General features: G+C 57.8%; 21 protein-coding genes. 9 read left to right on the top strand and 12 right to left on the bottom strand.

Annotated elements, in window-relative coordinates; all coding sequences use genetic code 11:
- Positions 1-173: 173 nt before the first annotated feature.
- The 4 genes from galB to eutC all read left to right on the top strand — a co-directional run bounded on the left by galB (position 174) and on the right by eutC (position 5,167).
- On the top strand, positions 174-2,999 hold the full coding sequence (galB, locus tag IEX74_RS20295) for a beta-galactosidase GalB (protein WP_188815869.1): 2,826 nt from the start codon (positions 174-176) through the stop codon (positions 2,997-2,999).
- 57 nt (positions 3,000-3,056) lie between these two features.
- The gene (locus IEX74_RS20290) at positions 3,057-3,815 is read left to right on the top strand and encodes a hypothetical protein (protein ID WP_188815868.1); all 759 of its coding nucleotides are present in this window, start codon (positions 3,057-3,059) and stop codon (positions 3,813-3,815) included.
- Between the two features lie 7 nt (positions 3,816-3,822).
- Positions 3,823-4,254 (top strand): DUF1810 domain-containing protein, encoded by a 432-nt coding sequence (locus IEX74_RS20285; protein WP_188815867.1) that lies wholly within the window; start codon positions 3,823-3,825, stop codon positions 4,252-4,254.
- 142 nt (positions 4,255-4,396) lie between these two features.
- Positions 4,397-5,167 (top strand): ethanolamine ammonia-lyase subunit EutC, encoded by a 771-nt coding sequence (gene eutC / locus IEX74_RS20280; protein ID WP_188815866.1) that lies wholly within the window; start codon positions 4,397-4,399, stop codon positions 5,165-5,167.
- A 125-nt stretch (positions 5,168-5,292) separates the two neighbouring features.
- Here the strand turns inward: eutC and IEX74_RS20275 are convergent, their stop codons facing one another.
- Together IEX74_RS20275 and IEX74_RS20270 are read right to left on the bottom strand one after the other, a co-directional pair.
- Positions 5,293-6,126: a hypothetical protein gene (locus IEX74_RS20275; protein ID WP_188815865.1), complete on the bottom strand. Its 834-nt coding sequence runs from the start codon at positions 6,124-6,126 to the stop codon at positions 5,293-5,295.
- Positions 6,127-6,311: 185 nt separating this feature from the next.
- Entirely contained in the window at positions 6,312-7,883 is a 1,572-nt protein-coding gene (locus IEX74_RS20270) for a PQQ-dependent sugar dehydrogenase (protein ID WP_188815864.1), read from the bottom strand.
- A gap of 226 nt (positions 7,884-8,109) precedes the next feature.
- On the opposite strand from IEX74_RS20270, the gene IEX74_RS20265 reads away from it, so the two are divergent.
- On the top strand, positions 8,110-8,577 hold the full coding sequence (locus IEX74_RS20265; protein WP_188815863.1) for an EamA family transporter: 468 nt from the start codon (positions 8,110-8,112) through the stop codon (positions 8,575-8,577).
- Positions 8,578-8,809: 232 nt separating this feature from the next.
- Positions 8,810-9,826, top strand: a complete 1,017-nt coding sequence (locus IEX74_RS20260; protein ID WP_188815862.1) for a zinc-dependent alcohol dehydrogenase family protein — start codon at positions 8,810-8,812, stop codon at positions 9,824-9,826.
- Positions 9,827-9,916: 90 nt separating this feature from the next.
- Here the strand turns inward: IEX74_RS20260 and IEX74_RS20255 are convergent, their stop codons facing one another.
- On the bottom strand, positions 9,917-11,482 hold the full coding sequence (locus tag IEX74_RS20255) for an amidase family protein (RefSeq protein WP_188815861.1): 1,566 nt from the start codon (positions 11,480-11,482) through the stop codon (positions 9,917-9,919).
- A gap of 163 nt (positions 11,483-11,645) precedes the next feature.
- Complete coding sequence (locus IEX74_RS20250; protein ID WP_188815860.1) at positions 11,646-13,802, bottom strand: glycoside hydrolase family 43 protein; 2,157 nt, start codon at positions 13,800-13,802, stop codon at positions 11,646-11,648.
- A gap of 272 nt (positions 13,803-14,074) precedes the next feature.
- Here IEX74_RS20250 and IEX74_RS20245 point away from each other — a divergent pair, with 272 nt between their 5' ends.
- Both IEX74_RS20245 and IEX74_RS20240 read left to right on the top strand, forming a co-directional pair.
- Positions 14,075-15,055, top strand: coding sequence for an aldo/keto reductase (locus tag IEX74_RS20245; RefSeq protein ID WP_188815859.1), 981 nt, complete (start codon positions 14,075-14,077; stop codon positions 15,053-15,055).
- 322 nt (positions 15,056-15,377) lie between these two features.
- Entirely contained in the window at positions 15,378-16,028 is a 651-nt protein-coding gene (locus IEX74_RS20240; RefSeq protein ID WP_188815858.1) for a zinc ribbon domain-containing protein, read from the top strand.
- Positions 16,029-16,124: 96 nt separating this feature from the next.
- Here the strand turns inward: IEX74_RS20240 and IEX74_RS20235 are convergent, their stop codons facing one another.
- The 6 genes from IEX74_RS20235 to IEX74_RS20210 form a co-directional block, all read right to left on the bottom strand.
- The gene (locus tag IEX74_RS20235) at positions 16,125-16,574 is read right to left on the bottom strand and encodes a GNAT family N-acetyltransferase (RefSeq protein WP_188815857.1); all 450 of its coding nucleotides are present in this window, start codon (positions 16,572-16,574) and stop codon (positions 16,125-16,127) included.
- Between the two features lie 38 nt (positions 16,575-16,612).
- Entirely contained in the window at positions 16,613-17,434 is an 822-nt protein-coding gene (locus tag IEX74_RS20230; RefSeq protein ID WP_229755393.1) for an aldo/keto reductase, read from the bottom strand.
- A gap of 142 nt (positions 17,435-17,576) precedes the next feature.
- Positions 17,577-18,314 carry a 3-oxoacyl-ACP reductase family protein gene (locus IEX74_RS20225; RefSeq protein WP_188815855.1) on the bottom strand — a complete coding sequence of 246 codons (738 nt, stop codon included), beginning with the start codon at positions 18,312-18,314 and terminating at the stop codon, positions 17,577-17,579.
- Between the two features lie 159 nt (positions 18,315-18,473).
- Positions 18,474-19,529: an SDR family oxidoreductase gene (locus IEX74_RS20220; RefSeq protein WP_188815854.1), complete on the bottom strand. Its 1,056-nt coding sequence runs from the start codon at positions 19,527-19,529 to the stop codon at positions 18,474-18,476.
- Between the two features lie 196 nt (positions 19,530-19,725).
- Positions 19,726-20,619 carry a pirin family protein gene (locus IEX74_RS20215; RefSeq protein WP_188815853.1) on the bottom strand — a complete coding sequence of 298 codons (894 nt, stop codon included), beginning with the start codon at positions 20,617-20,619 and terminating at the stop codon, positions 19,726-19,728.
- A 195-nt stretch (positions 20,620-20,814) separates the two neighbouring features.
- Positions 20,815-21,888, bottom strand: coding sequence for an alpha/beta hydrolase (locus IEX74_RS20210; RefSeq protein WP_188815852.1), 1,074 nt, complete (start codon positions 21,886-21,888; stop codon positions 20,815-20,817).
- Between the two features lie 332 nt (positions 21,889-22,220).
- On the opposite strand from IEX74_RS20210, the gene IEX74_RS20205 reads away from it, so the two are divergent.
- Complete coding sequence (locus IEX74_RS20205; protein WP_188815851.1) at positions 22,221-24,428, top strand: TonB-dependent receptor; 2,208 nt, start codon at positions 22,221-22,223, stop codon at positions 24,426-24,428.
- Positions 24,429-24,465: 37 nt separating this feature from the next.
- On the opposite strand, the gene IEX74_RS23300 is transcribed toward IEX74_RS20205, so the two are convergent.
- Both IEX74_RS23300 and IEX74_RS23295 read right to left on the bottom strand, forming a co-directional pair.
- Positions 24,466-24,903 carry a hypothetical protein gene (locus IEX74_RS23300; protein WP_229755392.1) on the bottom strand — a complete coding sequence of 146 codons (438 nt, stop codon included), beginning with the start codon at positions 24,901-24,903 and terminating at the stop codon, positions 24,466-24,468.
- On the bottom strand, positions 24,837-25,460 hold the full coding sequence (locus tag IEX74_RS23295; RefSeq protein WP_229755391.1) for an SDR family NAD(P)-dependent oxidoreductase: 624 nt from the start codon (positions 25,458-25,460) through the stop codon (positions 24,837-24,839). The genes IEX74_RS23300 and IEX74_RS23295 overlap by 67 nt, the downstream gene beginning before the upstream one ends.
- Positions 25,461-25,645 lie beyond the last annotated feature (185 nt).

The following is a 25,645-nucleotide window of genomic DNA, read 5'->3' as shown; positions in this document are numbered from 1 at the left end:
TCGGTAAGAAGATAGTAAATCAACCACACGGCTGCTCCTAGCGGCGCACGCGGGCGGATTACAAATCCGCAACTCCTGACCAGCGGATTATAAATCCGGCCCAGCAGGCTAAGCTAGAGAAACTAGCTTTATCTTGGCTCCCAGAACAACCACTTCACCGCAGCCAGACTTTCATGCTCAGAATATCCACGCTTTTACCTGTCGTCGTAGCTAGTTTCTTGGTGGTCTTTTCCGCGGATGATAACAGGGAAGCCAATTCGGTAAAGTTCCTTTCTGTTAGGAAGATAGCCCATATTGATGTCCCGCCAGGTGAGGTTGCGAGAAGTCTACAAAAGTCTCCTTACGCCACGCAGGCAGCTAGGGAGCGTATTCTGATCAACGGAGGCTGGAAGTTTTATAAGTATGGCCCGACGGAAAAAGCCGACAGCCTGATCTACGACGTGCGGCCGGAAGTGCAGAACGAGCAGGATAGCAAAGCCGCCGACTCCCGACCCACGGAGGCTGTAGCCATTGCGGCCACCACAGGCGTGCTAAAACCCTGGATTCTGCCGACGGGCAATGATTTTGTGAAAGATCCGGCCAAACGCTACACACGACCAGCAGGAAATCCGGGCGGCAACTTTCCATTCGTGCAACCTAGGTTCAACGACCAGGCGTGGGAAAGCGTGAACCTGCCGCACGATTGGGCCATTAAAGGGCCTTTCTACGTGGGCGAAGGCGTGCCCATTGGCGGAGGTATGGGGCGGCTGCCGGTGCAAGGCGTCGCCTGGTACCGCAAGAAGCTCCAGATTCCGGCCTCCGACGCGGGCCGCACCATTTACCTTGATGTGGACGGCGCTATGTCGTACGCTATGGTGTGGCTGAACGGTAAGCTGGTGGGCGGCTGGCCGTATGGCTACTCTTCCTGGCGCCTCGACCTGACGCCGTATCTCGTTCCGGGCGCTGATAATCAGTTAGCTATTCGCCTGGACAATCCACCTAGCTCGTCGCGGTGGTACCCTGGGGGCGGCATCTACCGCAACGTGTGGCTGACCAAGGTAAACCCGGTGCACGTCGGGCAGTGGGGAACGGTCGTGACCACCCGCAATGTAAGCCAGTCCTCTGCCACCATCGACCTCAAGGTGGCGGTTGCTAACTATTCTAAAGGCGACACTAACGTGGATGTGGCAACGGAAATCTATCTGCTGAATGCCAAAGGAGAGAAATCCGGCCGGCCCGTAGCCACGCTGGCTCCGGCGAAAGCAGCCGTCCGCGCCGAGTCGACCGAAACAGTTTCCGGCTCCGTGGTTATTGCTAACCCCAAGCGCTGGGGACCTGCGCCCACTCAGACGCCGAACCGCTATGTGGCCGTTACGACCATTTCGGCTCAGGGCACAACGCTGGATACGTACGAGACACCGTTTGGCATTCGCCAGGTGCAGTTTGATCCTGACAAGGGACTTTTGGTGAATGGAGAACACCTTGTTATTAAGGGTGTTAACCAGCACCACGACCTAGGTGCCCTCGGGGCGGCTTTCAATGTGCGGGCCGCCGAACGCCAGCTGCAACTGCTGCGCGAAATGGGCTGCAACGCCATTCGCATGTCGCACAACCCGCCGGCGCCGGAGCTGCTCGAACTCACCGACCGCCTCGGTTTCCTAGTTATCGATGAGGTGTTTGACTCGTGGGAAACGAAAAAGACGCCGCTCGATTTTCACCTCATCTTCCCCGACTGGCACGAGCAGGACCTACGGGCCATGGTGCGCCGCGACCGAAACCATCCTTCCGTCATTCTCTGGAGCTTCGGCAATGAGGTGGGCGAGCAGTACACGGGCGAAAAAGGCGCCGACGTGGCCCGGCGGCTGCACACCATCGTGAAGGAGGAAGACCCCACGCGCCCGACCACCGTGGCCATGAACTACGCCAAGCCCGACATGCCCCTGCCCGGCGTGCCCGATGTTATCAGCCTGAACTACCAGGGCGAAGGAATCCGCTACGATGGCGCATACAAGGGCTTAAAGGGCATTTCCACGCCGCCCTTGTTTCCGGAGTTTCACAAGAAGTTTCCCGGCAAGATGATTCTGAGCAGCGAAAACGCCTCGGCGCTAAGCAGCCGCGGAGAGTACCAGTTTCCGGTCTTCGACGGTAACAGCGCCCCTGTTCTCGACGGGCAGGGCGGCGACCCGAAAACGCATCAGGTGAGCTCCTACGAGCTGTATTCGGTGGCCTTTGGCTCGTCGGCCGACAAGGTATTTGCCACGCTGGAAAAGCACCCCTACGTGGCCGGCGGCTTCGCCTGGACGGGTTGGGACTACCTAGGTGAGCCAACGCCCTACTATTCCTCGCGCAGCTCCTACTCCGGCATTATCGACTTGGCCGGGTTCAAGAAAGATCGGTTTTACCTCTACCAAGCCTACTGGCGCCCGGAGCTGCCCATGGCCCACCTGTTGCCGCACTGGAACTGGCCCCAGCGCCTGGGCCAAGTGGTGCCCGTACACGTCTTTACCTCCGGCGACGAGGCCGAGCTATTCCTGAACGGTAAGTCGCTGGGACGCAAGAAAAAGGCCGCGTACGAGTACCGCTTGCGCTGGGATGACGTGGTGTATGCGCCGGGCGAGCTGAAGGTGGTGGCCTACAAAAACGGCAAGCGTTGGGCCGAGGACGTAGTCAGAACGTCCGGCGAGGCCGCTAGCCTCAAGCTAACGGCGGACCGGACAACGGTAACGGCCACGGATGACGACCTCGTATTCGTGACGGCGCAGCTCACCGACAAAAACGGTCTGCTCGTGCCGAATGCTAACAACAAGATTCAATTCTCCATCGAAGGTCCGGGCGAGATTGTCGCTACCGACAATGGGGATGCGGCCAATCTGGAGTCGTTTGCTTCGCCGGAGCGAGAAGCGTTCAATGGTAAGTGCCTCGTTATCGTGCGCGGGAAAAAGGGACAGGTAGGAACGATCCGGCTGAAAGCGCAGGGTAGTGGGTTGGAAGGCGCGGTTATTCCGTTGAGGAATAAGTAAAATAATAGCAATATTTTGTATTATTTAAAGTAAAATACAAATAAACTACTTGGAGCAATGGACTGCTTAAAATATTGTGCATCATTATTAATTATGGTGCTTGTAATATGCTCGTGTGATAATTTAGTAGATAGTCGTAAAACAATCAGTTCTGAAAACAGGGTATTAAAAACAGTTAAAATAGATACTTCCGGTGGTAGAACTACAGTGAGTTATATCTATAAAGTAAGAAATTTTATGTTTGAAGGAAAATATAAAATGAGATTTGAATTCCTTAGAAAAGGAGAGGTTTCAAAAGGTGGAACCCGAGGTGATACTCTGTATCGTTACGGAGATACATTGATGCTTGGGAATGCTGATGAAATTGATAGCCCAGTTTATAAGAAATTTAGCTTTAAGTCTAGGTTTGAAGACTTCAAGGTAAACGATTTATATAAAGGTGGGTTAGCGAGGCCAGATTTTAGTACGGATAAGAATGCGAAATACTTTATTACGCGAATCAAGGAAGGTTGTGAAAACACAAAACCGGATTTCGCTGGCCATTATACAATTGTTGAATGGGGCTGCGGATCAGCTTGTCAAGAAATGGCAATTGTAGACAGAATTAATGGGAAGATACTTTTCTCAAAGATTCCGTTCGATACGGCCGATGGTCATTGTGGTGTCGATTATAGGGTTGATAGTAGAATGCTAATTGTAAATACCGAAGCACTTAGTGGATCTTGGGGGTATGAACCAGGTTATAAACGCTATGACTTCTGGAGAGTGCCAGCCGTATATGAGATGAAAAATGGACAACTTAAAAAAGTTGAATAATTAACCGATGATTGCAGATACTAACCTAAACCGCTTCCTCGACGCTCAACAAGCCGACTACCAAACCGCGCTGGCCGAAATAAAGAACGGCAGAAAGCGCAGCCATTGGATGTGGTATATCTTCCCGCAGATCCAAGGGCTAGGTTTTAGCGAGACGGCTAAGTACTACGCCATAAAAGACGACACCGAAGCGCAGGAATACCTAACGCATCCGGTGCTTGGCAGCCGGTTGGTAGAGATTTCCAGTGAATTGCTCAAGCTGCCGGGTAATGACCCATACCGGATACTTGGCAGCCCGGATGATATGAAGCTGAAATCGTCGATGACGCTGTTTGCCGCGTTGGCTAATACGAATCCGGTGTTTCAACAAGTGCTGGATAAGTTTTACGGAGGCGCAAAAGACAGTAAGACGCTGCAAGTATTGGGAAGCCAGAAGTAAGTAGGAAAGTATTTTAAAGAACGTCATGCTGAGCTTGTCGAAGCATCTCTACCGCAATGGTAAACCCTAATGATTGGAGTTACTTTGGCGGTAGAGATGCTTCGGCAAGCTCAGCATGACGTTCCTATTTCAAACCTAGCTGATGTCCGATAATACGCCCGCTCAATCTTCTTCCGACCCCACCGACGACCCTTGGGCTAGCCTGCGGGCTTTCACCGGCGCCCGTATTGCGCTAGGTCGCACGGGGACGAGTGTGCCGTTGCGGGAGTCGCTGGCGTTTCGGTTGGCGCACGCACATGCGCGGGATGCGGTGTATTCGGTGCTGGCTGCGGAGCAGTTGCTGACGGACCTAGGTCAATTGAAATTGGCAGTGTGTCAGGTGAAAAGCCAGGCGCAAAACCGGCAGGAGTACTTGCAGCGCCCGGACCTAGGTCGTAAGCTGGATGAAGCTTCCAAAGCGCTGTTGGCCGAGCAAGCCGCCACGTGCGATATTGCCATCATCCTGGCCGATGGCTTGTCAGCCACGGCCATTAACGAGCACGCCGTGCCGCTGCTGCGGTTGCTGCTGCCACAGTTGCAACGGGCAGGTTTTCGGCTGGCGCCCATCACGCTGGCGGAGCAGGCTAGGGTAGCCATCGGCGACGAAATCGGGGCGTTACTGAAAGCTAGGTTGGCCTTAGTGCTGATCGGGGAACGGCCGGGGCTCAGCTCCCCCGATAGTTTGGGCGCTTACTTCACCTATGGTCCTCGGCCGGGCCTTACGGATGAGGCGCGCAACTGCGTTTCCAACATCCGGCCGGAAGGATTAGTGTATCCGTTGGCGGCGGATAAGCTGTTCTTTCTGTTGCAGGAATCGTTACGCAGGCAGCTTTCGGGCGTGGGGCTGAAAGATGAAAGCGGCTTGCTGGGGTGATTGTGGTTCCGGGGTTCCCGCAGAGGTTCGCAGAGGTATGCGCAGAGGGCGCTGAGTCGTTCTGGAACAGCCTCCGCGTTCCTCAGCGAAAACCTCTGCGAACCTCTGCGGGAACCCCGTAAAGGCTAGGTCGTTTTGTACAGATACCAACCGTTGCCGATGGGTTTGATAACGATGATGCGGTCGGGATGCATGGCGGGCACAGCGTTGGCATCAGGTTGATACATAAGGCCTACGGTGTTATCAACGAGGCCGCCGATGAGGAATTCCAGGCAAGTACCGCAGCCCGTGTCGCGGCGCGTGATGCGGCTGATGTAAAGCGACTGTAGCAGCGCGCTGATGGTAGAATCGGCGTTGGCGGCTTGTTCGCCGAGGGCTAGCACGTCGGCTTTCGGGGGGAAATACTGACGCGCTTGCACGAGGCCGACCACTTTGTTGAAGTCGGCGGCGTGCTGGTTGAAGTGCTCGATAATGTCGGCGTCGGCACCCGACCACAGCTTGAGGTTGCCCACTGTGAAGGCGTGGTTCGCTTCGGGGTGACGCTGGTTGTACTGCGCTATTTCGGTGGGCGGCATGGTCGTCAGCACCTTTAGCATCTGCTGACCTAGGCCTACCATGGCCAAACCGCGCACGGCCCGCAGCTTCCAGGTGCTTTCCTCTTTGGCGAAGTAGAGGTAGAAATCGTTGCGGCTGGTAGTATCACGCAGCTCCACCGTGACCACGGCGGCGGCCGAATCTTGCCGGAGCAGCGCGCAGCGGCGTTGCAGGTGCGCCGGAATCTGCTGACCTAGGCTCTGCTGCTTGGCTTGCTGCAAAATCTCGCCGCTCAGGTAGTTTCTCATCTCCGGCCACTGCTCTTTCGACACAAACCGCTCGGCAATTTGCAGCGGCTTTTTCAGCGGCACCGCGAGCAGCAGCTGAGGTAAGCACCACCCAAGCAGGAAAAGGAAATATTTCATCAGAGAAAAGGCCAAAATAGCGTCTTGCCGACTAGCAAACGCGCGGCCCAACTCCCAAGATAGTCAGAAAACCCCGTAGGAACGCGCCACGGCGCGTTCGTCGTTGCACGATGCGCTGGATAAACCTAGGTAAGGCAACGCGCACCGTTCACGCGCCGCAAACCAGAACGCGCCGTGGCGCGTTCCTACCGCCGCCGGTCGGCCGGGCTAGGAGCGGCCGCTTTCGGCGCGGGGGCTTTGCCAGTTGCCGGGCTAGGTTTAGAAGCACCGCCGCTTTTGTATGTGAATTCCAGCAGACAACCCTTGCAACTGGTGCCCTGCGGATCTTCCTTCGACGGCCCAGATGTGACCGACGAGCTATCCGTCGCCAGGTAGATCTTGGTGCCGTCGGGCGAGAAAGCTAGGTCGCGGTAGCGCACCGGCGCCCGGAAGTAGGTGAGCGTGTCGCCGGTGACGCTGGTGCCTGCCGCATTGAGCTGCAACCGAATGAGCTTGCCGTGCTTGAGCATGGGCAACAGTAGCGAATTCTGCCAGCCCGGTATAGCCGATGCCGTGTAAACCGCAATGCTGCTCGGGGCCTCCGAAGGCCACTCGGGCGCATTCGGGTCGTGGTTGCGCGTTTTGATGAAAAGGTCGGTAAGGAACTTGTTCGAGTTCGGGTACAGCGTTTTGATCGGGTCGCGGTAACCAGCGCCGATGGCTTTCGCGTTTTCGTTTTCGCTTTTGATGAAAGGGTAAGAGGTATGCCAAGTGCCGGGCAAGCTAGCATGGTCCGATACGCCTGCAGCTAAGCCATTGTAGTTGTTATCATTATAACCTAGCACGAGCGGGTGACCGTAGTTTTTTCCGCGCTCAATAATGTTGATTTCATCATCCGAAAAAGGGCCGTGTTCCGAGGAATATAGCCGCCCCGTTCCGCCGACTACCGCGTAGGCTAGCCCTTGCGGGTTGCGGTGGCCGTAGCTCCACACCGCGTTTTGGCGCATGGCCGTGCCGAATGGATTGTCGTTCGGAACCCATTTATCGGCAACACTTGCATCAGCATCAGCTTCCAGGTTGAAGCGCAGGATCTTGCCCTCATAGTGGCCCGGTTGCTGGGCATGGTTGGGGCGGCCGGCATTGTCGAACTGCCCGGCACCTAGGTCGCCGATGCTGTAAAATAGATAGTCCTTACCATCAACGGGCGCAATGGCCAGGCGGCCGCCGTTGTGGTCGCTGCTGCCGGGAATGGTGTCGCAGAGCGTGACGGGGTTACCCAGCTTCTGAGCCTGCGCATCATACTCGTAGCGCACAATGCGCGTGGTGAAGAACAGGCCGCCGTAGTTCGGCGCGCCACCTTTGCCCGGCTGGTTAGCGCCCGCAAAACGGTAGATATACGCCAGATACACGTAGGGCTTGCCGCTCAGCAGCTGTGGGTGCAAGGCCATGCCCATCAGGCCGCCCTGGGGCCAGGGCTTGCCGCCATCGATTTGGTCCGAAACTTTGTCGTAGCGCGGAAACTGCCGCTCCTTGCTGAGGTCCAGCAACACGGTTTTGGTGCCGTCGGCGGGGTTGACGCGACTCACGCGGTAGCCTTTGCCCTCGGTGATCCACAGGTAGTTATCCGGACCGTAGGCTACTTCCCACGGGTCGCTGAGCTGCCGCGTGATAATGCGCCGCGCAAAGACTTCCCCGCGCGGGCCCTTGAGCGTTTGGGCTGCAACGTTTTGTAAAATAAGCGAGAGGAAAGCACTGACAAGAATAAGCTTCTGACACATAAAGCAAATGATTAAAAAGGGGAGCTAGGTTTCGCCCCGCCGACGGCGAATCCGGCAGCGGTGTGTTGCCGAAGCAGGTCGTTTTACCTCGAAACAGCTCCCCGCGTTGTTAGCGACGAGCTAGCTTGTGCCAGCAACTAAGTCGCTAAGGGGCCGTATTGCTAGGCAGTTAGCCTGGCCGGCAGATAGGGTGGGGCGTCGTTTAAAAGTTGGTAGGCCAAACAGCATGTGGATTCTCTTCTCTTTGTCGGCCGCGTTTCTGGCGGCGGTGGTTATCACGCTGTCAAAAGCAGGTATCAAAAACGTTGATTCGAGCTTGGCCTTCGCCATTCAATCGGTGCTGATTCTGATTGTGGCCTGGTCGGTGGTGATTTTTCAGGGCCACCTGCCCGATGTGGGGCGGATTGAGCGCAAAGCGTGGATTTTCCTAATTCTGGCGGGCGTCATTACGTGCCTGTCGTCGCTGTGCTCGTTTCACGCACTAAAGCTAGGAGCCGCTTCGCGCACCTCGGCGCTGGATAAGGTGTCGTTGGTTTTCTCCATTACGCTGGCCGTTGTCTTCTTGAAAGACAAGGTAAACTGGCAGCTGATAGTGGGCGCGTTGCTGATGGCAGCGGGCGCCGTTTTCGTCGTCTATTCCGATAAGTCGGTTACCAAAGACGACAAAGCCCCCGTGAGCAATCACCCGAAGTAGGAACGCGCCACGGTGCGTTCGTCGTTGAACGACACCGTTGCAATTGTAGGAACGCGCCACGGCGCGTTCGACGGTGAACGATAACCTGACCGGACAATCAAAGAAAAAGCTTGCCTTGCAAGGCAGGACCTAGGTAATCACACGGGGCAGGCGCCGAACGCGCCGTGGCGCGTTCCTACAAAACATCATCCTCCGCTCAGGAGTTGATTAGGCTCAAATCAGCTTTAATTTCATGAAAGCCTATAAACTGCACGCGCCTAAAAGCTTCGAAAACTTCAAGCTAGGTGACTACCCGGAGCCCGCCGTCAACGACAAACAAGTTAAGATTCAGGTAAAAGCCGTTTCCCTCAACTACCGCGACTGGGCGTTGGCCAACGGCTGGTTTGGCTACCCCGGCGAAAAGCTGCCCTTCATTCCGTTCAGCGACGCGGCCGGTCTGGTGACGGAAGTTGGCTCGGCCGTAACGAAGATTAACGTCGGCGACCGGGTAGCGGTCAACTTCTTCCCGAACTGGCACGCCGGACCTTTCTCACTTAAAAAAACGGAGCTTTCCCTGGGCGGCAGCACCGATGGCGTGCTGGCCGAGTACGTGACCTTCGACGAAGACTCGGTGGTGAAAGTACCGCAGTTCTTTACCTACGAGGAAGCAGCGGCTTTCCCCTGCGCAGGCGTCACGGCATGGCATGCCCTAGCTATTCAGGCCCAACTAAAGCCCGGCAACTCGGTGCTGCTGCAAGGCACGGGCGGCGTGTCCATCTTCGGCTTGCAAATCGCCAAGCTGTTTGGCGCCCAAGCCATCATCACCTCCAGCAGCGACGAAAAGCTGGAGCAAGCCAAAGCCCTCGGCGCCGATTTGACCATTAACTACAAAGAAACGCCTGACTGGGAAGCCAAAACCAAAGAGCTAACCCAAGGCCAAGGTGCTGATTATGTGGTGGAAGTAGCCGGCAAGCTAGCTCAGTCGCTGCAAGCGGTGAAAGCCGGCGGCAGCGTCTTCCTGATTGGCGCAGTCGGCGGCCCCGCTTCCCCCGACGATGCCAAGAGCCTGCAAATGGCGCCCATTTTCATGAACCGCCTGCAATCCATCTATGTGGGCAGCGCCGAGATGCTGGCCGACTTGTTCAAAGCCTTCGAGCAGAACAACATCAAGCCCATCATCGGCAAAACCTTCGGCTTCGACGAAGTGAAAGACGCCTTGCAATTCATGGGCAACGGCTCGCACTTCGGGAAGATTGTGGTGAAGTTTTAGCGTAAGAACACTGCGCCCTCCGCGTGAACACTGCGTCCTCTGCGGGCTAAAGTCGTTGTTACGGTTTTAGCCCGCAGAAGGCGCAGTGTTTTACTTTGGAAGTGCCGGGAAAAGCGTGGGGGCTTTGCGGTGCTTGGTGGCTTGCTCGTAGGCGTAGGTGTACTTGACCAAGGTTGGCTCGTCGAAGGAGCGACCTAGGAACTGAAGGCCGGCGGGCAGATTATCGTAGGTGAAACCCATCGGCACGGTGAAGGCCGGCTGACCGGTGTGCGGAGCAATGAGCTGACTATTATCGCCTTTATAGCCTTTGAAGTCGCCGACTTTCGCGGGCGGGTTGTTCCAGGTCGGGTAGATGAGCGCGCCGAGCTGGTAGCGGTCCATCACATCGGTCACGGCTTTGCGGAAGGCAAGGCGTTTGGGGTCGGTGTACGGGTCGGCGCAGGTAGTGCCTTCCGGTGTCACGGCGCTCTTTTGATGGTAGGTGAGGTTGTCGGCGATGGAGGGCGCGAACTTGCCGGAGGCGATAATCTCGTTCAAATTCTTCACCGGCGCCTGCGGACCTAGGCCTGCCAGGTACTCGTTGATATCGTGCTGAAACACAGAGCACCACTGGTCTTTGCTGACGGTAGCAAAGTCGGGAATCTCGACCGGATCGACGATGATAGCACCGGCTTTCCGCAAATCGGCCACGGCTTGCTCAAACAAGGCTTTCACCTGCGGATCGGGGCTTCGTTCGCTGAGGGTGCGTAGTACACCAATGCGGGCACCTTTCAAGCCGTTTTTATCGAGGTATTGCTGGTAGTTTTTGGTGTATTTGCCTTCGCAATACTTCGTTAATGGGTCGGCGGGGTCGAAGCCGGCCATTACTTCGAGCAGCCGCGTGGCGTCGGCTACGGTACGGGTCATGGGGCCACCGGTGTCGTTGCGCAAATACAGCGGCGCAATGCCGGCCCGACTCACCAGACCTAGGGTCGGCCGGAAACCCACCAGCGCATTGTGCGACGATGGCCCGCGGATGGAGTTGCCGGTATCGGTACCTAGGCCGGCCGTACCGAAGTTGGCCGCTACGGCTGCCGCAGTGCCGCCGCTCGAACCGGCCGGTACGTGCAGCAAGTTGTAGGGGTTCAGCGTTTCGCCCGCAATCGAGCTAATCGAAACCATCGGGCTAAAGGCCCATTCGGCCATGTTGGATTTCGCCAACACAATCGCACCGGCGTCCTTCAACGACTTTACTACCGTAGCGTCTTCCTTCGGCACGAAGCCTTTCATGGCCAACGAGCCTGCGGTGGTCTGCAAACCCGCCGTGTTGTAGTTGTCCTTGACAATGAGTGGAATACAATGCAACGGTCGCAGCTTCTTCGTCTTCTTGTACTCGGCGTCGAGCTGCCGGGCCGTTGCAAGCGCCTGCGGATTGGTCAGGATGATGGCGTTTAGCTTAGTGGGCTGGTCGTACGTTTCAATGCGTTTCAGGTAAGCCGCCACGAGCTGCTCGCAGTTACAGTCGCCCTTTTTAAGGGCTTGGTGTACATCGGCAATAGTCGCTTCCATCAGCTGGAACTTAGCCCTGGGCGGTTTTGGACGCTTATAACTATGCAGCACGAAGCCACTGAGCAGCAGCGACAAAAAGCAAACGAATAAGAGTCGGATTCCGCTCATGCGAGAAAGCTAGGTTGGTTGTGGGAACAGACGACAAGCTAGGTTATGCGTTGCACAACTCAGCGCCCTCTGCGAAAACCTCTGCGTCCTCTGCGGGCTCAGACCGTAACAACGACATTAGCCCGCAGAAGGCGCAGAGGTTTTCGCAGAGGGCGCAGTATTCTTACTCGCTTACCACTTGCCAGGTGAAGCACGCGCCGTCTTTCCGGTCGGGACGAGTGCCGGGGGCGTCGGCGGCGCAGAAACTGCCGCTGCGCGGAATGGCGAGCAGGTAGCGGTGGTTGCTCAGGTTCATCAGCATGAGGTCGCCGCGCAGCATGTCCTGCCACTGGAAGGTGTTGGCGTCGCCGGCCTCGCCTTTGATGATGCGGACTTCGCCCATGCCGGCAAGGCCCACTACGGTAACCAGCCCACCCGCCGATTCGGTGCCGCCAGCCGATTCGAGCGAAATGCGACCTAGGCCCCGATCTACCACGCGGAAGCGGCCAGCGGTGCCTTTCGCCAGCGGGCTGTTGAGCGGCACCGGCCGCAGCCAGCCGCGCCAGTTGATGAGAATGGTACTGTCGGCCAGGCTGGTGAGCATGATGGTTTTGCCCACCGGAATGGGCTGCGTCAAGCCCTTGGCGCGGGGCTGATCGACCACGAACCGGTCGAAATCAGCGTACCCACCGGCCGTGCCTTGGGTGTTGAAATTGAACAGCGTGTAGCGAATTCCCTGGAACGTGCGGAGCTGATACGGCAGCTTTATCTGGCCGCCCATAGCCTGAAACGTGCTACCATCGGTGCTGTAGTGCAGGGTGGCTAGGTCGGTGTCGAAGTTGCAGTGCGCTCGTAGCCACACTTTTGACTCTTTAATCGGCTGGCGCACCAGCTTTTCGGTTTGCTGATCGTACTGCTGCACTTCAAAGCCCTCGGCGGTGCGGGCCACGCCGATCCAGGTGTACGGGAAATTCAGCAAAGCCAGGCCGGCCACGTCGCCTACTTTCAAGCCTTTCAGCTCCATCTCCGTCGTGGGCGTCGACTCAGGACCGATGGCGCGCTGTGTCAGCGAATTACGTGCTGAGAAGAAGTCCTTGGCAGGCAGGGAGTGCAGCCGCAGGAAGCCCTTGCGCTCGGTAAGCGACCATTTCGTATCATCGGGCAGGTGGTTCCATTGCCAGAGCGGGTTGAGCTTACCCGTGTTGAACTCATCGTTGCGCTTGAAGGGCGCCATTGGGGGCAAGTTGGCTCCGGTGTTGGGCTTTACCCAGGTGCGGGGCGAGCGTTTGAGGTTGCCGGGCAGGCCGAAGTAGGGCCAACCGTTGGTCCACGTTACGGGCGAGATGGTTAGCAGCCGACCTACGGCATTGTAGTCCATCATCGAGAAGCCCCACCACTCGCCGGTAGCCGTCTGCACGATGCCGCCCTGGTGCATCGGAATGGCGGAGGAAAAGTCGTTGGTGGGCTGCGTGAGCTTGAACGGAGGCGTGCGGCCCGGCTGCAAGCGCCAGTTCACGCCGATACCTAGGGCCTCTTCGGCGCTGATAACTGTCACTTCGTAGGGGCCAGTAGCCTTGTCGGCGCGGGCGCACACCATGAAGCCCACCGGGTCGTAGTTGGTGTTGGTAATGTAGTATTTGCCGTTGATCTTATAGAAGTGCGAGCCTTCGCCCACGCCGCTGCCCTTCGGGATGAGCACTTGCTCGGTGCCCGGCTTGGTGTCGGTGAGGTCGTCGGTCAGCTCGGCAATCTTCAGCTCGTCGTAGCCCCAAATGACGTACGTTTTGCCGTCGTCATCGAAGAGTACCGATAGGTCGTGAAAGGACTTTTTTAGTTCGGTGTGCGTCCAGGGGCCGGCTGGGTTAGTGGCGGTGTAGAGCTGGGTAGTGCGCCCATTTACGTTGGTGAAAATGTGGAACTTGCCCCGCGCGTAGCGGAACGAAGGCGCCCAAATTCCCTGTCCGTACACGTCTTTGCCGCCTTCAAAGCGATACTGCGGACCGAAGTCCAGCTTATCGGCCGCGTAGCTCAGTAATTCCCAGTTTACCAGATCCTTGGAGTGCAGCACCGGCAGGCCCGGCATGGTGTGCATGGTGGTGCCCGTCAGGTAAAAATCGTTGCCCACGCGGATGAGGTCGGGGTCAGAAAACTCGTCGTAGAAGAGCGGGTTGGTGAAGGTGCCGTTGCCGTTGTCGGCCATCCAGGTGCGCTCGGTAGCGGCAGAAGTGGCGGCTTTGGTGCGGCGCTGGGCTTGCGTTTGATTTGGTAAGAAGCTACTAGCCAAAGCTAGGCAAGCAAGCAACACCGGTCGGCTGGCGAAAGCAAAGGAGAAGTTGAGCATGAGGACAGAAGAAGGTGGCTAGGTTGGGAAGGAATTATTCGAAAGCTACACAATCGATTGTGTAATCATGCAATAAGATGTGTACGAATTGTAAATCCGCATTTCAATTTGAACACTGCGCCCTTTGCGTGAACACTGCGTCTTCTGCGGGCTCAAACCGTAGCAACGACTTAGCCCGCAGAAGACGCAGTGTTCACGCAAAGGGCGCAGTGTTCTTACAGCCTCTCGCCAAACCTGGGCGTATACAACAGCTCCAAACCAACACACCCCTCATGGACTACATTCGCCTGGGCCAAACCGGCCTGAAAGTTTCCAAAATCTGCCTGGGTACGATGACCTACGGCACGCCCACCGACCGCTGGCCCTGGGCCCTGAACGAGGAGCAAAGCCGCCCCTTCATCCAGAAAGCCTTGGAGCTAGGTATCAACTTCTTCGACACGGCCGACGTGTACTCCAACGGCGCCAGCGAGGAAGTAGTGGGGCGCGCCCTGCGCGACTTTGCCAAGCGCGACGAAATCGTGCTGGCTACCAAAGTGTACAACCCGATGGGCCCCGGCGCGAACGATAAAGGCCTCTCGCGCAAGCACATCATGAGCGCCATCGATGCTAGCCTGAAGCGCCTCGGCACCGATTACGTCGACCTCTACCAGATTCACCGCTGGGACTACGAAACGCCCATTGAAGAAACTCTGGAGGCGCTGCACGATGTGGTGAAAGCCGGCAAAGCACGCTACATTGGCGCCTCGTCGATGTACGCGTGGCAGTTTGCGCAGGCACTGTACTTGGCTGATCTGCACGGCTGGACGCGCTTCGTGAGCATGCAACCGCACTACAACCTGGTGTACCGCGAAGAAGAGCGCGAGATGCTGCCGCTGTGCGCGGATCAAAAAATCGGGGTGATTCCCTGGTCGCCGCTGGCGCGTGGGTTGCTCACGGGCGGCCGCAGCAAGGAGCGCAACGAAACCGAGCGCGCCAAAACCGACAACTTCGGCAAGTCGCTCTACGGCCGCGACGATGACTTTGAAGTAGCCAACCGCGTGAGCGAAATTGCCCAGGAGCACGGCCTACCCAACGCCCAGATTGCCCTGGCCTGGATGCTGTCGAAGCCGGTCATCACGTCGCCGATTATCGGTGCCAGCAAGCCCGGCCACCTGGAAGATGCTGTAGCTGCTGTGTCGGTGAAGCTTTCGGATGAGGAAATCAAGAGACTCGAGGAATTATACCAGCCGCACCCGGTGCTAGGTTTCTCGTGAGGTAAGAGGTTGGGCTTGAATGAAAAGCCTTGATAAAGGCCGTCATGCTGAGCTTGCCGAAGCATCTCTACTGCCAAAGTAATCCCAATCATTAGGGTTTGCCATTGCAGTAGAGATGCTTCGGCAAGCTCAGCATGACGGCCTTTCTCGCTGCTCAGCCGAATTTATAAACTCGGCCGAGCAGACGCGCAGTAGTAAACCTAGCTTTCTGGAAGATCTTATCTGAATAAGTAAATAGAGTATTAGAAATGTTACTTTTGGCGGCTGCGTAACGTCAACAATGACGCTTACTTCCACCTGATAATCAACCCAGCCGACCGCTATGAGCAACATGATTCAGTTTGTCGCCAACCACGATGATCTGTCCACCGACAAAGGCTTCCAGTTCAAGTTCTACTGCGACAAGTGCCGCAACGGCCATATGTCGCGGTTTCAGCCAAATGGTGTTGGCATTGCGGGTGAGCTGATGCGCGCCGCCGGCAGCCTGTTCGGCGGGCTCTTTTCGGATGCCGGCAACGCCGCCTACCACGTGCAGCGCGCCATCGGCGGCAAGGCGCACGATGAGGCGCTGGAAAAAGCGGTGCTCGAAGGCAAGCAGCACTTCAAGCAGTGCACGCGCTGCGGCCACTGGGTGTGCCCCGATGTGTGCTGGAACAGCAAAGCCGGCCTCTGCGAAGACTGCGCGCCCGACGAGCACGAGGAGCTAGCTTCCCAGCAAGCCCAGGCCAGCCGGGAGCAGATTTACACCAAAACCCGCCAGCATGACTACACCAAAGAGCTGGATTTTCTGAACCGCGGCGGCATTGTACAGTGCCAAAGCTGCAACGCCAAGCTTAATCCTGGCCAGAAGTTCTGCCCCGAATGCGGCACCCCGAACGCCACGGCCCAGAACAAGGAAAAGTTCTGCGTGGATTGCGGCGCGACTATGAAAGCCGACCAGCGGTTCTGCGCCGAGTGCGGGTCGAAACAGTAAAGGACTATTTGTCATTCCGAGCAACGCGAGAAATGTGAGTTTATCCACCTAGGTTTTAACCCAGATTCCTCGCTTGGCTCGGAATGACAACTTAGGCTACGGCCGCAGCATGTAAATGTGCTCAATGTCGTCTTCCAGGTAAATGTCGCCTTGTTGCTGGAAGCCGAAGCTCTGGTAAAACTCCCGCAGGTAAAACTGCGCCCCGATCTTGATCGGCTGCGGCCCGAATAGGGCGTCGCACTGCGCAATGGATTGCCGCATCAGCTCCCGACCTAGCCCGTAGCGCCGATATTTCGGCGACACCACTACGCGGCCGATGCTCACCTGCGCGTAGCACTTGCCGGCGTCGAAGAGGCGAGTGTAGGCAGCTAGCTCGCCCGATTCGGTGTGGCCCAGCAGGTGGTAAGCCGCCTCGTCCTGGCCGTCAATGTCCTGAAAAGCACAGGCTTGCTCCACCACAAATACTTCGCTGCGAAGCTGAAGCAGGGCGTAGAGTTCGGTGAGAGCTAGGTCGTGGAAGGGTTTGGTGGTCCAGTGCAGAGTCATGGGAAATGAAAAAGGCCTGGGCAAAGGTAGGAGTGTCTCTACAGACCGCGCACGAAGGCCGCCATCTTCTCGCGCGTGGCTTCGTCGGGCAGTTCGCCTTCGCCGGCTTTCAGGTTATCGGCCAGGTGTTGCGGGTCGCGGGTGCCGGGAATCACGCACGTCACGGCGGGGTGGGAGAGGATGAACTTGAGCAGGAACTGCGGCCAGCTGCTGATACCTAGCTCTTTAGCCCAATCCGGCAATGGCTTGCCTTTGACGCGGCTCAGCAAATTGCCTTCCGTGAAAGGCCGGTTGATGAGCGTTGCGACGCCGTGCGCGGCGGCTGCGGGCAACAGGCGCTGCTCGGCGTGGCGGTCGAGAATGGAGTAGTTGAACTGCACAAAATCAATGGGCTCCGTCGTCAGCACGCGCTCCAGCTCTGCGTGCGCCGAATCGAGGTAGTGCGTGATACCTAGGTACTTGACTTTGCCAGCGGCTTTCCATTCGCGCAACGTAGCTAGGTGCGTTTTCCAGTCTACGAGGTTATGAACCTGGATCAGATCGATGCTGGGGCGTTGCAGCTTGCGCAGCGAAGCTTCCATCTGCTGAATGCCCGCCTGTCGCCCCTGCGTCCAGACTTTGGTGGCGTAAAAGAATGCCTCTCGCGCCTCCAACTGCGCCGTAAGGTCGCCGATTACTTCCTCCGAGCGCCCGTACATGGGGGAGGAATCAATGACCGTTCCGCCCGCAGCGTGCAGCGTATCAAGTGTTTGCAGGAGCTGTGGGTAAGCCGCTTTGCTGGAGGTGTCAAATGTCTGCCAGGTACCTAGGCCGATGACCGGCAGAGGCTGCTGGGTGGATGGGATAAGGCTAGTAAGCATAGTAAGGAGCATGTGTAGCGCGGACTTTGTAGTCCGTGCTTGATAAAATGGCTCGCGCCTCCAGTCCGATAGCGCTGAGCCGTCCAATCAGTTGTTGTGAGACTGATACACTATGCGCGGACTACAAAGTCCGCGCTACAGGCTAGCTCATGTAGAGGCCACCGTTCACGTTGATGGTCTGACCGTTGATGTAGCCGTTGGTGGCGAGCAGCAGCACGGCATCGGCTACTTCCTGGGGCTGGCCGAAGCGCTTCATCGGAATCAGATCGGGCGTGACTTTCGGGTTGTTCCGGATCATGTCGGTTTCGATGAGCGCGGGCGCAATGGCGTTGGCCGTGATGCCGTGCTGGGCCAGCAGCGAAGCATAGGAGTGCATCAAACCAATCAACCCCGCCTTGGAAGCCGTGTAGTGCGGCCCAATCACGCCGCCGGTTTGCGCCGCTGTGGAGGAAATAGTAATGATGCGTCCAAAGCCTTTGGCCATCATGCTCGGAATGGCCGCTTGGCTGACCAGGAACGCCGAGGTAAGATTGGTAGTCAGCACTTTCTGCCAATCATCGAGCGTGATTTCCAGGAATGGCTTGGGTACGCCAATCCCCGCGTTATTCACCAGAATATCCACTTCGCCGACTTGCGCACGCACCTGCTGAAACAGTTGCTCTACAGCCTGAGCATCACTCACATCAGCTTGAATAGCAAAGGCTTTGCCTTGCTGCTGCGCGATTTCCCGCACGACGGCTTCGGCCGCTTCCTGACCGGAGTGGTAGTTTACAACTACGGTGGCGCCGGCTTGGGCGAGGGTAAGCGCAATGCTAGCACCTAGGCCACGGCTGGCGCCCGTAATAAGGGCAACTTTGCCGGTAAGAGGTTGAGCTTCCATTGACAAAATTCTACGATAAAACGCGTGTACGCAGTAGAGACGCAACATCTTGCGCCTCGTCGTTGAACGACTAATCCTGGCTGACCTAGGTAAACAACATCAGCAACGAGGAGACGCAAGATGTTGCGTCTCTACTGCGTACGTTAACCTGAACGGGTGTTAAGGGATGATTTTCTCCGCTTTCAGGTGCTCAAACTGATTGCGGAAGGAAGTGAAGCTATCCAGCTGCATTTCGTGGAAGCCGAAGCGACGGAGTTTGTTCACGTCGAAGAAGGCGTCGGCTTCCACGTTGAAGATGAAGTCGCCGAAGGGCCACTGGGCTAGCTCGGCCAAGCTATGGTTTTTCAGGCCGTATTGCTCCACCATCTGCTGCCACAGCTCGGCTTTATCTTCCATATATTCGTGCAGCGGGAAGGTGATGGGCTCGGCGTATTCCACCCCGAAGTACTCGGCGAACCTAGGCCACAACTGGCTCCAACGGAAGATGTCGCCGTTCGTGACGTTGAAGATTTCCTCGTTGCACTCTTCGTGCGTCGAAACCCACTCCATGGCTTTGGCCAGGATGTTGGCGTCGGTCACGTTCACCAACACATCATAGGCCTTTAGGCTGCCGGGGAAGCGGAACGGCACTCTCAGCTCCTTGCACAGGCTGGCGTACACGGCAATAAGGTTGGCCAGGTTCATGGGGTTGCCCACGGCAAAACCAACCACAATGTCTGGGCGCACCGAAGTCCAGCTCCAGGCTTTGCCCACCGAATGCTCGCGTAGGAAATCTTCCTGACTGTAGTAGAAATTGGGCGGAAAGTGGCGCGGGTCGGTTTCCAGCGCGGGCGTTTTGTAGCGACCTAGGTGCGCACCGTACGCCTTGCCGCCCTGGATGAAGGTGACGTGCTTGAAGTTTGGCGCCACCTGCTCCAGCCCAATCACAAGGTTGCGAAGCAAATCCAGGTTGACGTGCGTCTGGGCGGCCAAGGTTTTACCTTCAACATAGGCGGCATAAATTACGTGGGTCACTTCGCGCAGCCGTTCGGCCTGCTGGGCTACTGCTTCTGGGTCGAGTAAGTTGAGCTGCACGTACTGCGCCGTGGTGTCATAATCCAGCTCCGAAGCGGAAGTGACAATGGTGTTCCAGTTGCCGGTTGAGAGCAAATGGCTGACAGCGTTGCGGCCGATAATGCCGTTGCCACCAACTACGAGAACGGTGTTCGTAGGCATAAGTGCTTGGTTGGGATAAGTAGAGAGAATAGTTGGCATTTGGGCTTTCCGGAACGTCGTGCTAAATCAGACCGTCATGTCGACCAGCGGGAGACATCTCGCTTGCTGACGTTGTGCTGGTAAACCTGCCGATTGGAGTTAGCATTGCACGCGAGATTCCTCCCACTGGTCGGAATGACGTTCTATTGACTGCATTCTAGTGCTCGTGCTCATCGTCATCGAAGTGGCCCATGCTGCCGTTTTCAAAATCGGCCATGGCTTGAATTAGCTCCTGGTTGGTGTTCATCACAAAAGGACCGTAGGTGGCGAGCGGTTCTTCGATGGGCTCACCGGCCAACACCAGCAAGATGCTGTCTTCGGCGCAGGTAACCGGAATGTCCGCGGAGTCCCAGCCGAACACGACGAGCTGCTTGGTTTTCGCCTGACGGTTGCCGTTGAACGTCACGTCGCCTTTCACGACGTAGATACCCACGTTGTAATCGGCTGGTAAGCGTAGTGTTAGCTCAGCGCCTTTGCTCAGGTGCACGTCGAGCATGATCATCGGGGAAAAGGTTTCGGCGGGGCCGCTGGTGCCTTCGTAGCTGCCGGCAATGACGCGGATGGTACCTAGGTTGTCGGGCGTTTGGAGGCTGGGAATGATGGTGGCGGGCAGCTCCTGATAGCGCGGCGGGGCCATTTTGTCCTTCTTCGGCACGTTCACCCACAGTTGCGCCAACTCCAGCGTACCGCCTTGTTTGGCAAACTCCCGTTCGTGCCGCTCCTCGTGCAAGAGGCCCGAGCCAGCTGTCATCCACTGCACGTCGCCGGGGCCGATTTTGCCGCTGTAGCCGGCCGTGTCGCGGTGAGCTAGGTTGCCTTGGTATACTACTGTTACGGTTTCGAAGCCGCGGTGCGGGTGCGGCGGCGTGCCCAGCGGCGCGTCGGTGGGTGCTACGGGCATTGGGCCGGTGTGGTCGATGAGCAGGAAGGGGCTGAGCTGCCGGATGCGCGGCCCCGGCATGGGGCTGGTCACGTCGAATCCGTCGCCGACGAACTTCTTGTTGCCGTCGATGACCTGGAAGATTCTTCTGGCGGTGGTGGCGGTTTCCATGAGCGGAAAGATTGAAAGTAGGGCTAGGTGTGTTTTGTATTCCGGTCATGCTGAGCTTGTCGAAGCATCTCTCCCGCCAAAGTAAATGAATGCCATTGCAGTAGAGATGCTTCGACAAGCTCAGCATGACGTTCTAATTCATGACGTTCTAAACAGCTGACAGCGCTTTTTGCCTGCGTTGCGGCTAGAAGAAAATTAAATGAGTGAACCACCCAGGCTAGGTTCGTCGGCCGCTATGGCTTCCGTTGTTTTGGGTGCGCTATCAGCGTGGAAAGCTTCTTGCAGCGCCATCAGCATCAGGTTCCAGGCTTGCTCAGCGGCTTCTTTGGGGCCCGAGTGCGTGAAGGCGTGGTCGACGCCCTGAAACTCGCGGTGCGTGACGGGCACGCCCTGCGCCCGCAGCTTCTCGGCGTAGGCGTTGCCATCGTCGCGCAGCAAATCGTATTCAGCCGTGATAATGAGGGCGGGAGCCAGGCCGGTCAGGTCGTCGGCCAGCAGGGGCGAGGCCAATGGGTTCGTCCAGTCAGCGGGGCAAGGGGCGTATACGTGCTTGAAAAACGCCGTCAGCTCGACGGAAAGCGCCTGTTTGCGGTCGGGCAAAACGTGCTTCTGCCGAGAGGGTTCGGCAATGTTGAGCGACGGATAATCCAGGATTTGCAGCGCCAGCGGAAACTCCTGCCGCTCTTTCACCAGCAGCGCCAGCGCCGCCGCGATGCTGCCGCCCGCGCTGTGCCCGCCGATGGCAAGGCGGCTGGCATCATACCCTAGGCTAGGTGCCTGCTCCTGCACCCATTTTACCACCTCATAGCTTTGCAGCACCGGCGCCGGAAACGGGTGCTCGGGCGCCAACGCATAATCTACATTAACCACCAGGCATTGAGCATGATGCGCCAAGTAGCGGCACAGCAGATCATCTTGCTGGGGGTAGCCGAGCATGAAGCCGCCCCCGTGAAAATTCACATACACCGGCAACGGCGCACTGCTGACGGCATTAGGCCAGTAAAAAGTGGTTTTCGCTGGCCCATAAGTGGTCGGCACCGTCCGTTCTTCAATAGCGCGCATGGCTATTTCCGGCATACCTAGCTTCTTCGTGGAAAGCCGCATGCTTTTGATGAGCTGGCGTAAAAGCGCTATCCGGATACGTCCGGCCGTCGTGAGGGTGGCGCAGCTATCGGCCTGAATAGTATAGGGTTTGCTGCGGAAGATCCAGGTAAGGATGCCGGCCCCGAGCGCGGGAGCGAGTAGGAGAGCAGCGGTTTTCTTTTGCATGATGGGTTGTGGGAGGCTCTGCCTAGGGCAGAAAAGCCAGGTCGATTGCTGAGTAGGTTTGAGCTGCTTTCATACGGAGCGCAGGGCAAAAAGGGAGGCCCGACTTCTGTCATTCCGAGCGAGTCTCCTGTCATTCCGAGCGTAGCGAGGAATCTGAATTACATCGTGGTAATACTTAAACTCAGATTCCTCGCTACGCTCGGAATGACAGGAGAGCTACAGTTCATCCACGAAAGCCGCACCACATCCACCTGATCCGACGCTTCAGTAACCTTTAGTTTCAGTAGCCTCAGCGGTCGGCCACTTTTGGGTCATTCAAACGCCCGAAAGCCATGAAACGACTGTTCCTCTCCTTGCTGCTCCTGCTGATTGCCACCTGCCACCTCGTTGCCCAAACGCCTACCACCACGCTTAGCGGCACCATCCGCGACGCGGCCGGCCAACCGCTGCCGGGCGTGAACGTGTTCTTGAAAACCACCTTCGACGGCGCCAGCACCGACACCCTAGGTCACTTCCGTTTCACTACCAAGCAAACCGGCACGCTGCCGCTGCTGGCTTCGTTGCTGGGCTACGAGCCCCAGGAGCAACCAGTAGTGCTCGATGGCACGAGCAAGCGTTTCACCCTCACGCTCAAGCCTGTGCGCAATCAGCTAGGTTCGGTGGTTATCACCGCCGGCGCTTTCGAAGCCAGCGACGAGAAGCGCAGCACGGTGCTCACCACTCGCGACGTGCAAACCACCGCTGGCGCCCTCGCCGACATCAGCGGGGCGCTGAACACGCTGCCCGGCACCTCGCGGGTAGGGGAGGAAGGTAAGCTGTTTGTGCGCGGCGGTGCGGCCGGCGAAACCAAGCAGTATCTTGATGGCCTGCCTCTGCAAAGCCCCTACAATGCCAGCGTGAGCGGCGTGCCCTCGCGCGGTCGGTTTTCGCCTAACCTGTTCAAAGGCACCGTGTTCAGCACCGGCGGCTACTCGGCCGAGTACGGGCAGGCGCTGTCGGCGGCGGTGGGGCTGAACTCCTACGACCTAGCTCCGGAGACGCAAACGGGCTTGTCGCTCTTGTCGGTGGGCGTGAGCGTGTCGCACCAGCAGCGCTTCGAGCGGTCGTCGGTGGCCGTGACGGGCGACTACACCAACCTGCAACCTTATTACGGCCTGGTGCCGCAGCGCTGGGGCTGGACGAAAGCGCCGCAGAGCATGGGCGGTTCGCTGGCCTTGCGCCAACGCACCGGCGAGGCCGGCATGGTGAAAGTGTACAGCACCTTCACGCAGTCGCAATTTGCTTTGCGCCAGCCTGATCCGATGTTTGAAGGCGGCCGACCCATTGCGCTGCAAAACAGCAACCAGTACGTGAATGCCACCTTCCGCAGCCCCCTGACGCGGGGCTGGAGCGTGCAAACCGGCGTGGCCGGTACCCTCGACGAACAAACCGTGCGCCCTGATGTGCAGTACCTGCACGAGTTGGAGCAGTCAGTGGTAGGCCGGGTGGTGCTCACCAACGATTCGGCCAGTGCCTACTTCAACCTGAAGCTAGGTGCCGAGGGCCTCGCCCAGAACTACCGCCAGCAATACCAGCAAAACAACGACGCCAGCACCATGCACCTAGGTTTCGACGAACGCCGCGCCGCCGCTTTTGCGGAATCGGACGTAGCCTTTTCCAACCAGCTCGTGGCCCGCGTGGGTGGGCGCGCCGAGTACTCGCGGGTGCTGGGTGGCTGGAATGCCGCGCCGCGCTTGGCTTTGGCGTATCAGCTCAACGAAGGCAGTCAGCTTTCGGCCGCTTACGGCTACTTCTACCAAACGCCCGCCAACGACTTGCTGCGCATCGGGCAGTACAATCCTGGCCTGCGTTTCGAGCGCGCTACGCACTACTTAGTTACGTATCAAAGAGTTAAAAACGACCGCACGTTGCGCCTGGAGGCGTACTACAAAAGCTACGCCCACCTGCTGCGCTACGACTCCACGGCGGCGCACCTCTACAATCCGGCTTTTTACCAAAGTACCGGCCACGGCTACGCCCGCGGATTCGACTTCTTCTGGCGCGACCGGAAAACCGTGAAAAACCTGGACTATTGGGTGAGTTACGGCCTGGTAGATACCCGCCGCCAACAGCGCCTCGACCCAATCATGGCCGTGCCCACCTTCGCCTCGCGCCATAACCTATCGGTGGTGAGCAAGTACTGGATTCAGAAGCTGCATACGCAGGTAGGCGCTACCTACAGCTACGGCTCGCCCCGCGCCTACTACGACCTCAACCGCGACGGCTACAACCAGGGCCGCACCCCTAGCTACCAGGACCTGAGCATCAACCTGAGCTACGTGACGAGCCTGTGGCGCAACCTGACCATCGTGCATATTTCCTGCTCTAATGTGCTGGGTCGCAATAATATCTACGGCTACCGCTACGCCAACACACCCGATGCCAACGGCTTCTACCAAAACGTAGCCGTGACGCCCGCCGCCCAGCGGATGGTATTTGCCGGCTTGTTGATTTCTATCAATAAAAAACGCCCCTCCGATACGGAAACCGCCCCAGAGTAACCTAGGCTAGCTTCTTGTTAGATTGGAACGTCATGCACTACCTAGCTTCCTCCTTCGTGCGCTGCCAGGCTAGGAAGCTCACGGCCAGCCCAGCGACCAAAGCGGCTCCGAGCCATTGCCCATTACGCGGCTTCGTGGGCTTCGCCCAGCCGCCCGAAATGTTCGTGTCGTGCGGTACGAGGCTAGGCGTGAATAGGCTGTTCTCCGATACCGGAGCAGGATCAGCTTGCGCAAAATAGGTGTCAAACAAACGGCGGGTGGTGCGACCGACAAGGCTAGGTGCTATGGCGTATGACCAGCGCATCACGTAAGCCGGCCAGCCCACCATCGTAGTCGGGCGCGGATGTTGGGCGACAGCCAAAAGGGTGTCCGCGACTTTTTGGGCCGGAAACACGGGCGGCGCGGGCTTTACCACTTTGCCGGTGTAGTTGGCCCCGTGCTGGAAGCCGGGCGTGTCGATGTACGAAGGGTGCACGTCGCAGACGTGGATGTGGGGCTCGTCGCTGAGCTCGGCGCGTAGCGTGTCCAGAGGCCGCGCAAGCCGTATTTGCTGGCGCTATACGAAGCCGTGTAAGGCTCAGGCAGCCACGCGCCCAGCGACACCACATTGAGCAGCGTGCCCCGACCCTGCTGGCGGAAGTAAGGCAGCACGGCGTGCGCACCGTAGAGGTAACCAAATAAATTGAGGTGCAGCACTTGCTCGTGGGCAGCCAGCGGCACCTCCTCGAAGCGCCCGACAGCGCCGCTGCCGGCGTTGTTGATCCAGATATCAATACGGCCCTCGCCGAATTCGTGGGCGGCTTCGGCCAAGTAGCGCACGGCGCCCGCGTCGGTGGTGTCGGTGGGTACGGCTAGGGCGCGGCCCCCGAAATTTTCGCATTCAGCCACCACTTCAGCCAGTACATCGGCCCGACGAGCGGCCAGCACCAGGGTGGCGCCTTTGCGGGCAAAGGTGAGAGCCGTGGCGCGGCCGATGCCGCTGGTCGCCCCCGTAATCACGACGACAGCATCTTGTAAAGAATCCGTTTTCATAGCAGGTAGGTTAGGGTGTGAGCCTGATTTAACGCTGAGCGGCGTGGGAGGTTAGCTGCGGCGCTTGGCGCTTATCTAATTAGGTGTCATTTCGACCAGCGAGAGTTCTCCCGCTAGTCGAAATGACGTTCTCTTGGTTGGCTTGGCCTAGCTAGATAGGCTTTTAGTTCTCCTGGCTGCGAACC

The organism is Hymenobacter cavernae, assembly GCF_014641455.1.
Lineage (GTDB): Bacteria > Bacteroidota > Bacteroidia > Cytophagales > Hymenobacteraceae > Hymenobacter > Hymenobacter cavernae.
The sequence above is the reverse complement of the archived record's forward strand: the minus strand, read 5'-3'. Positions and strand labels throughout refer to the sequence as shown.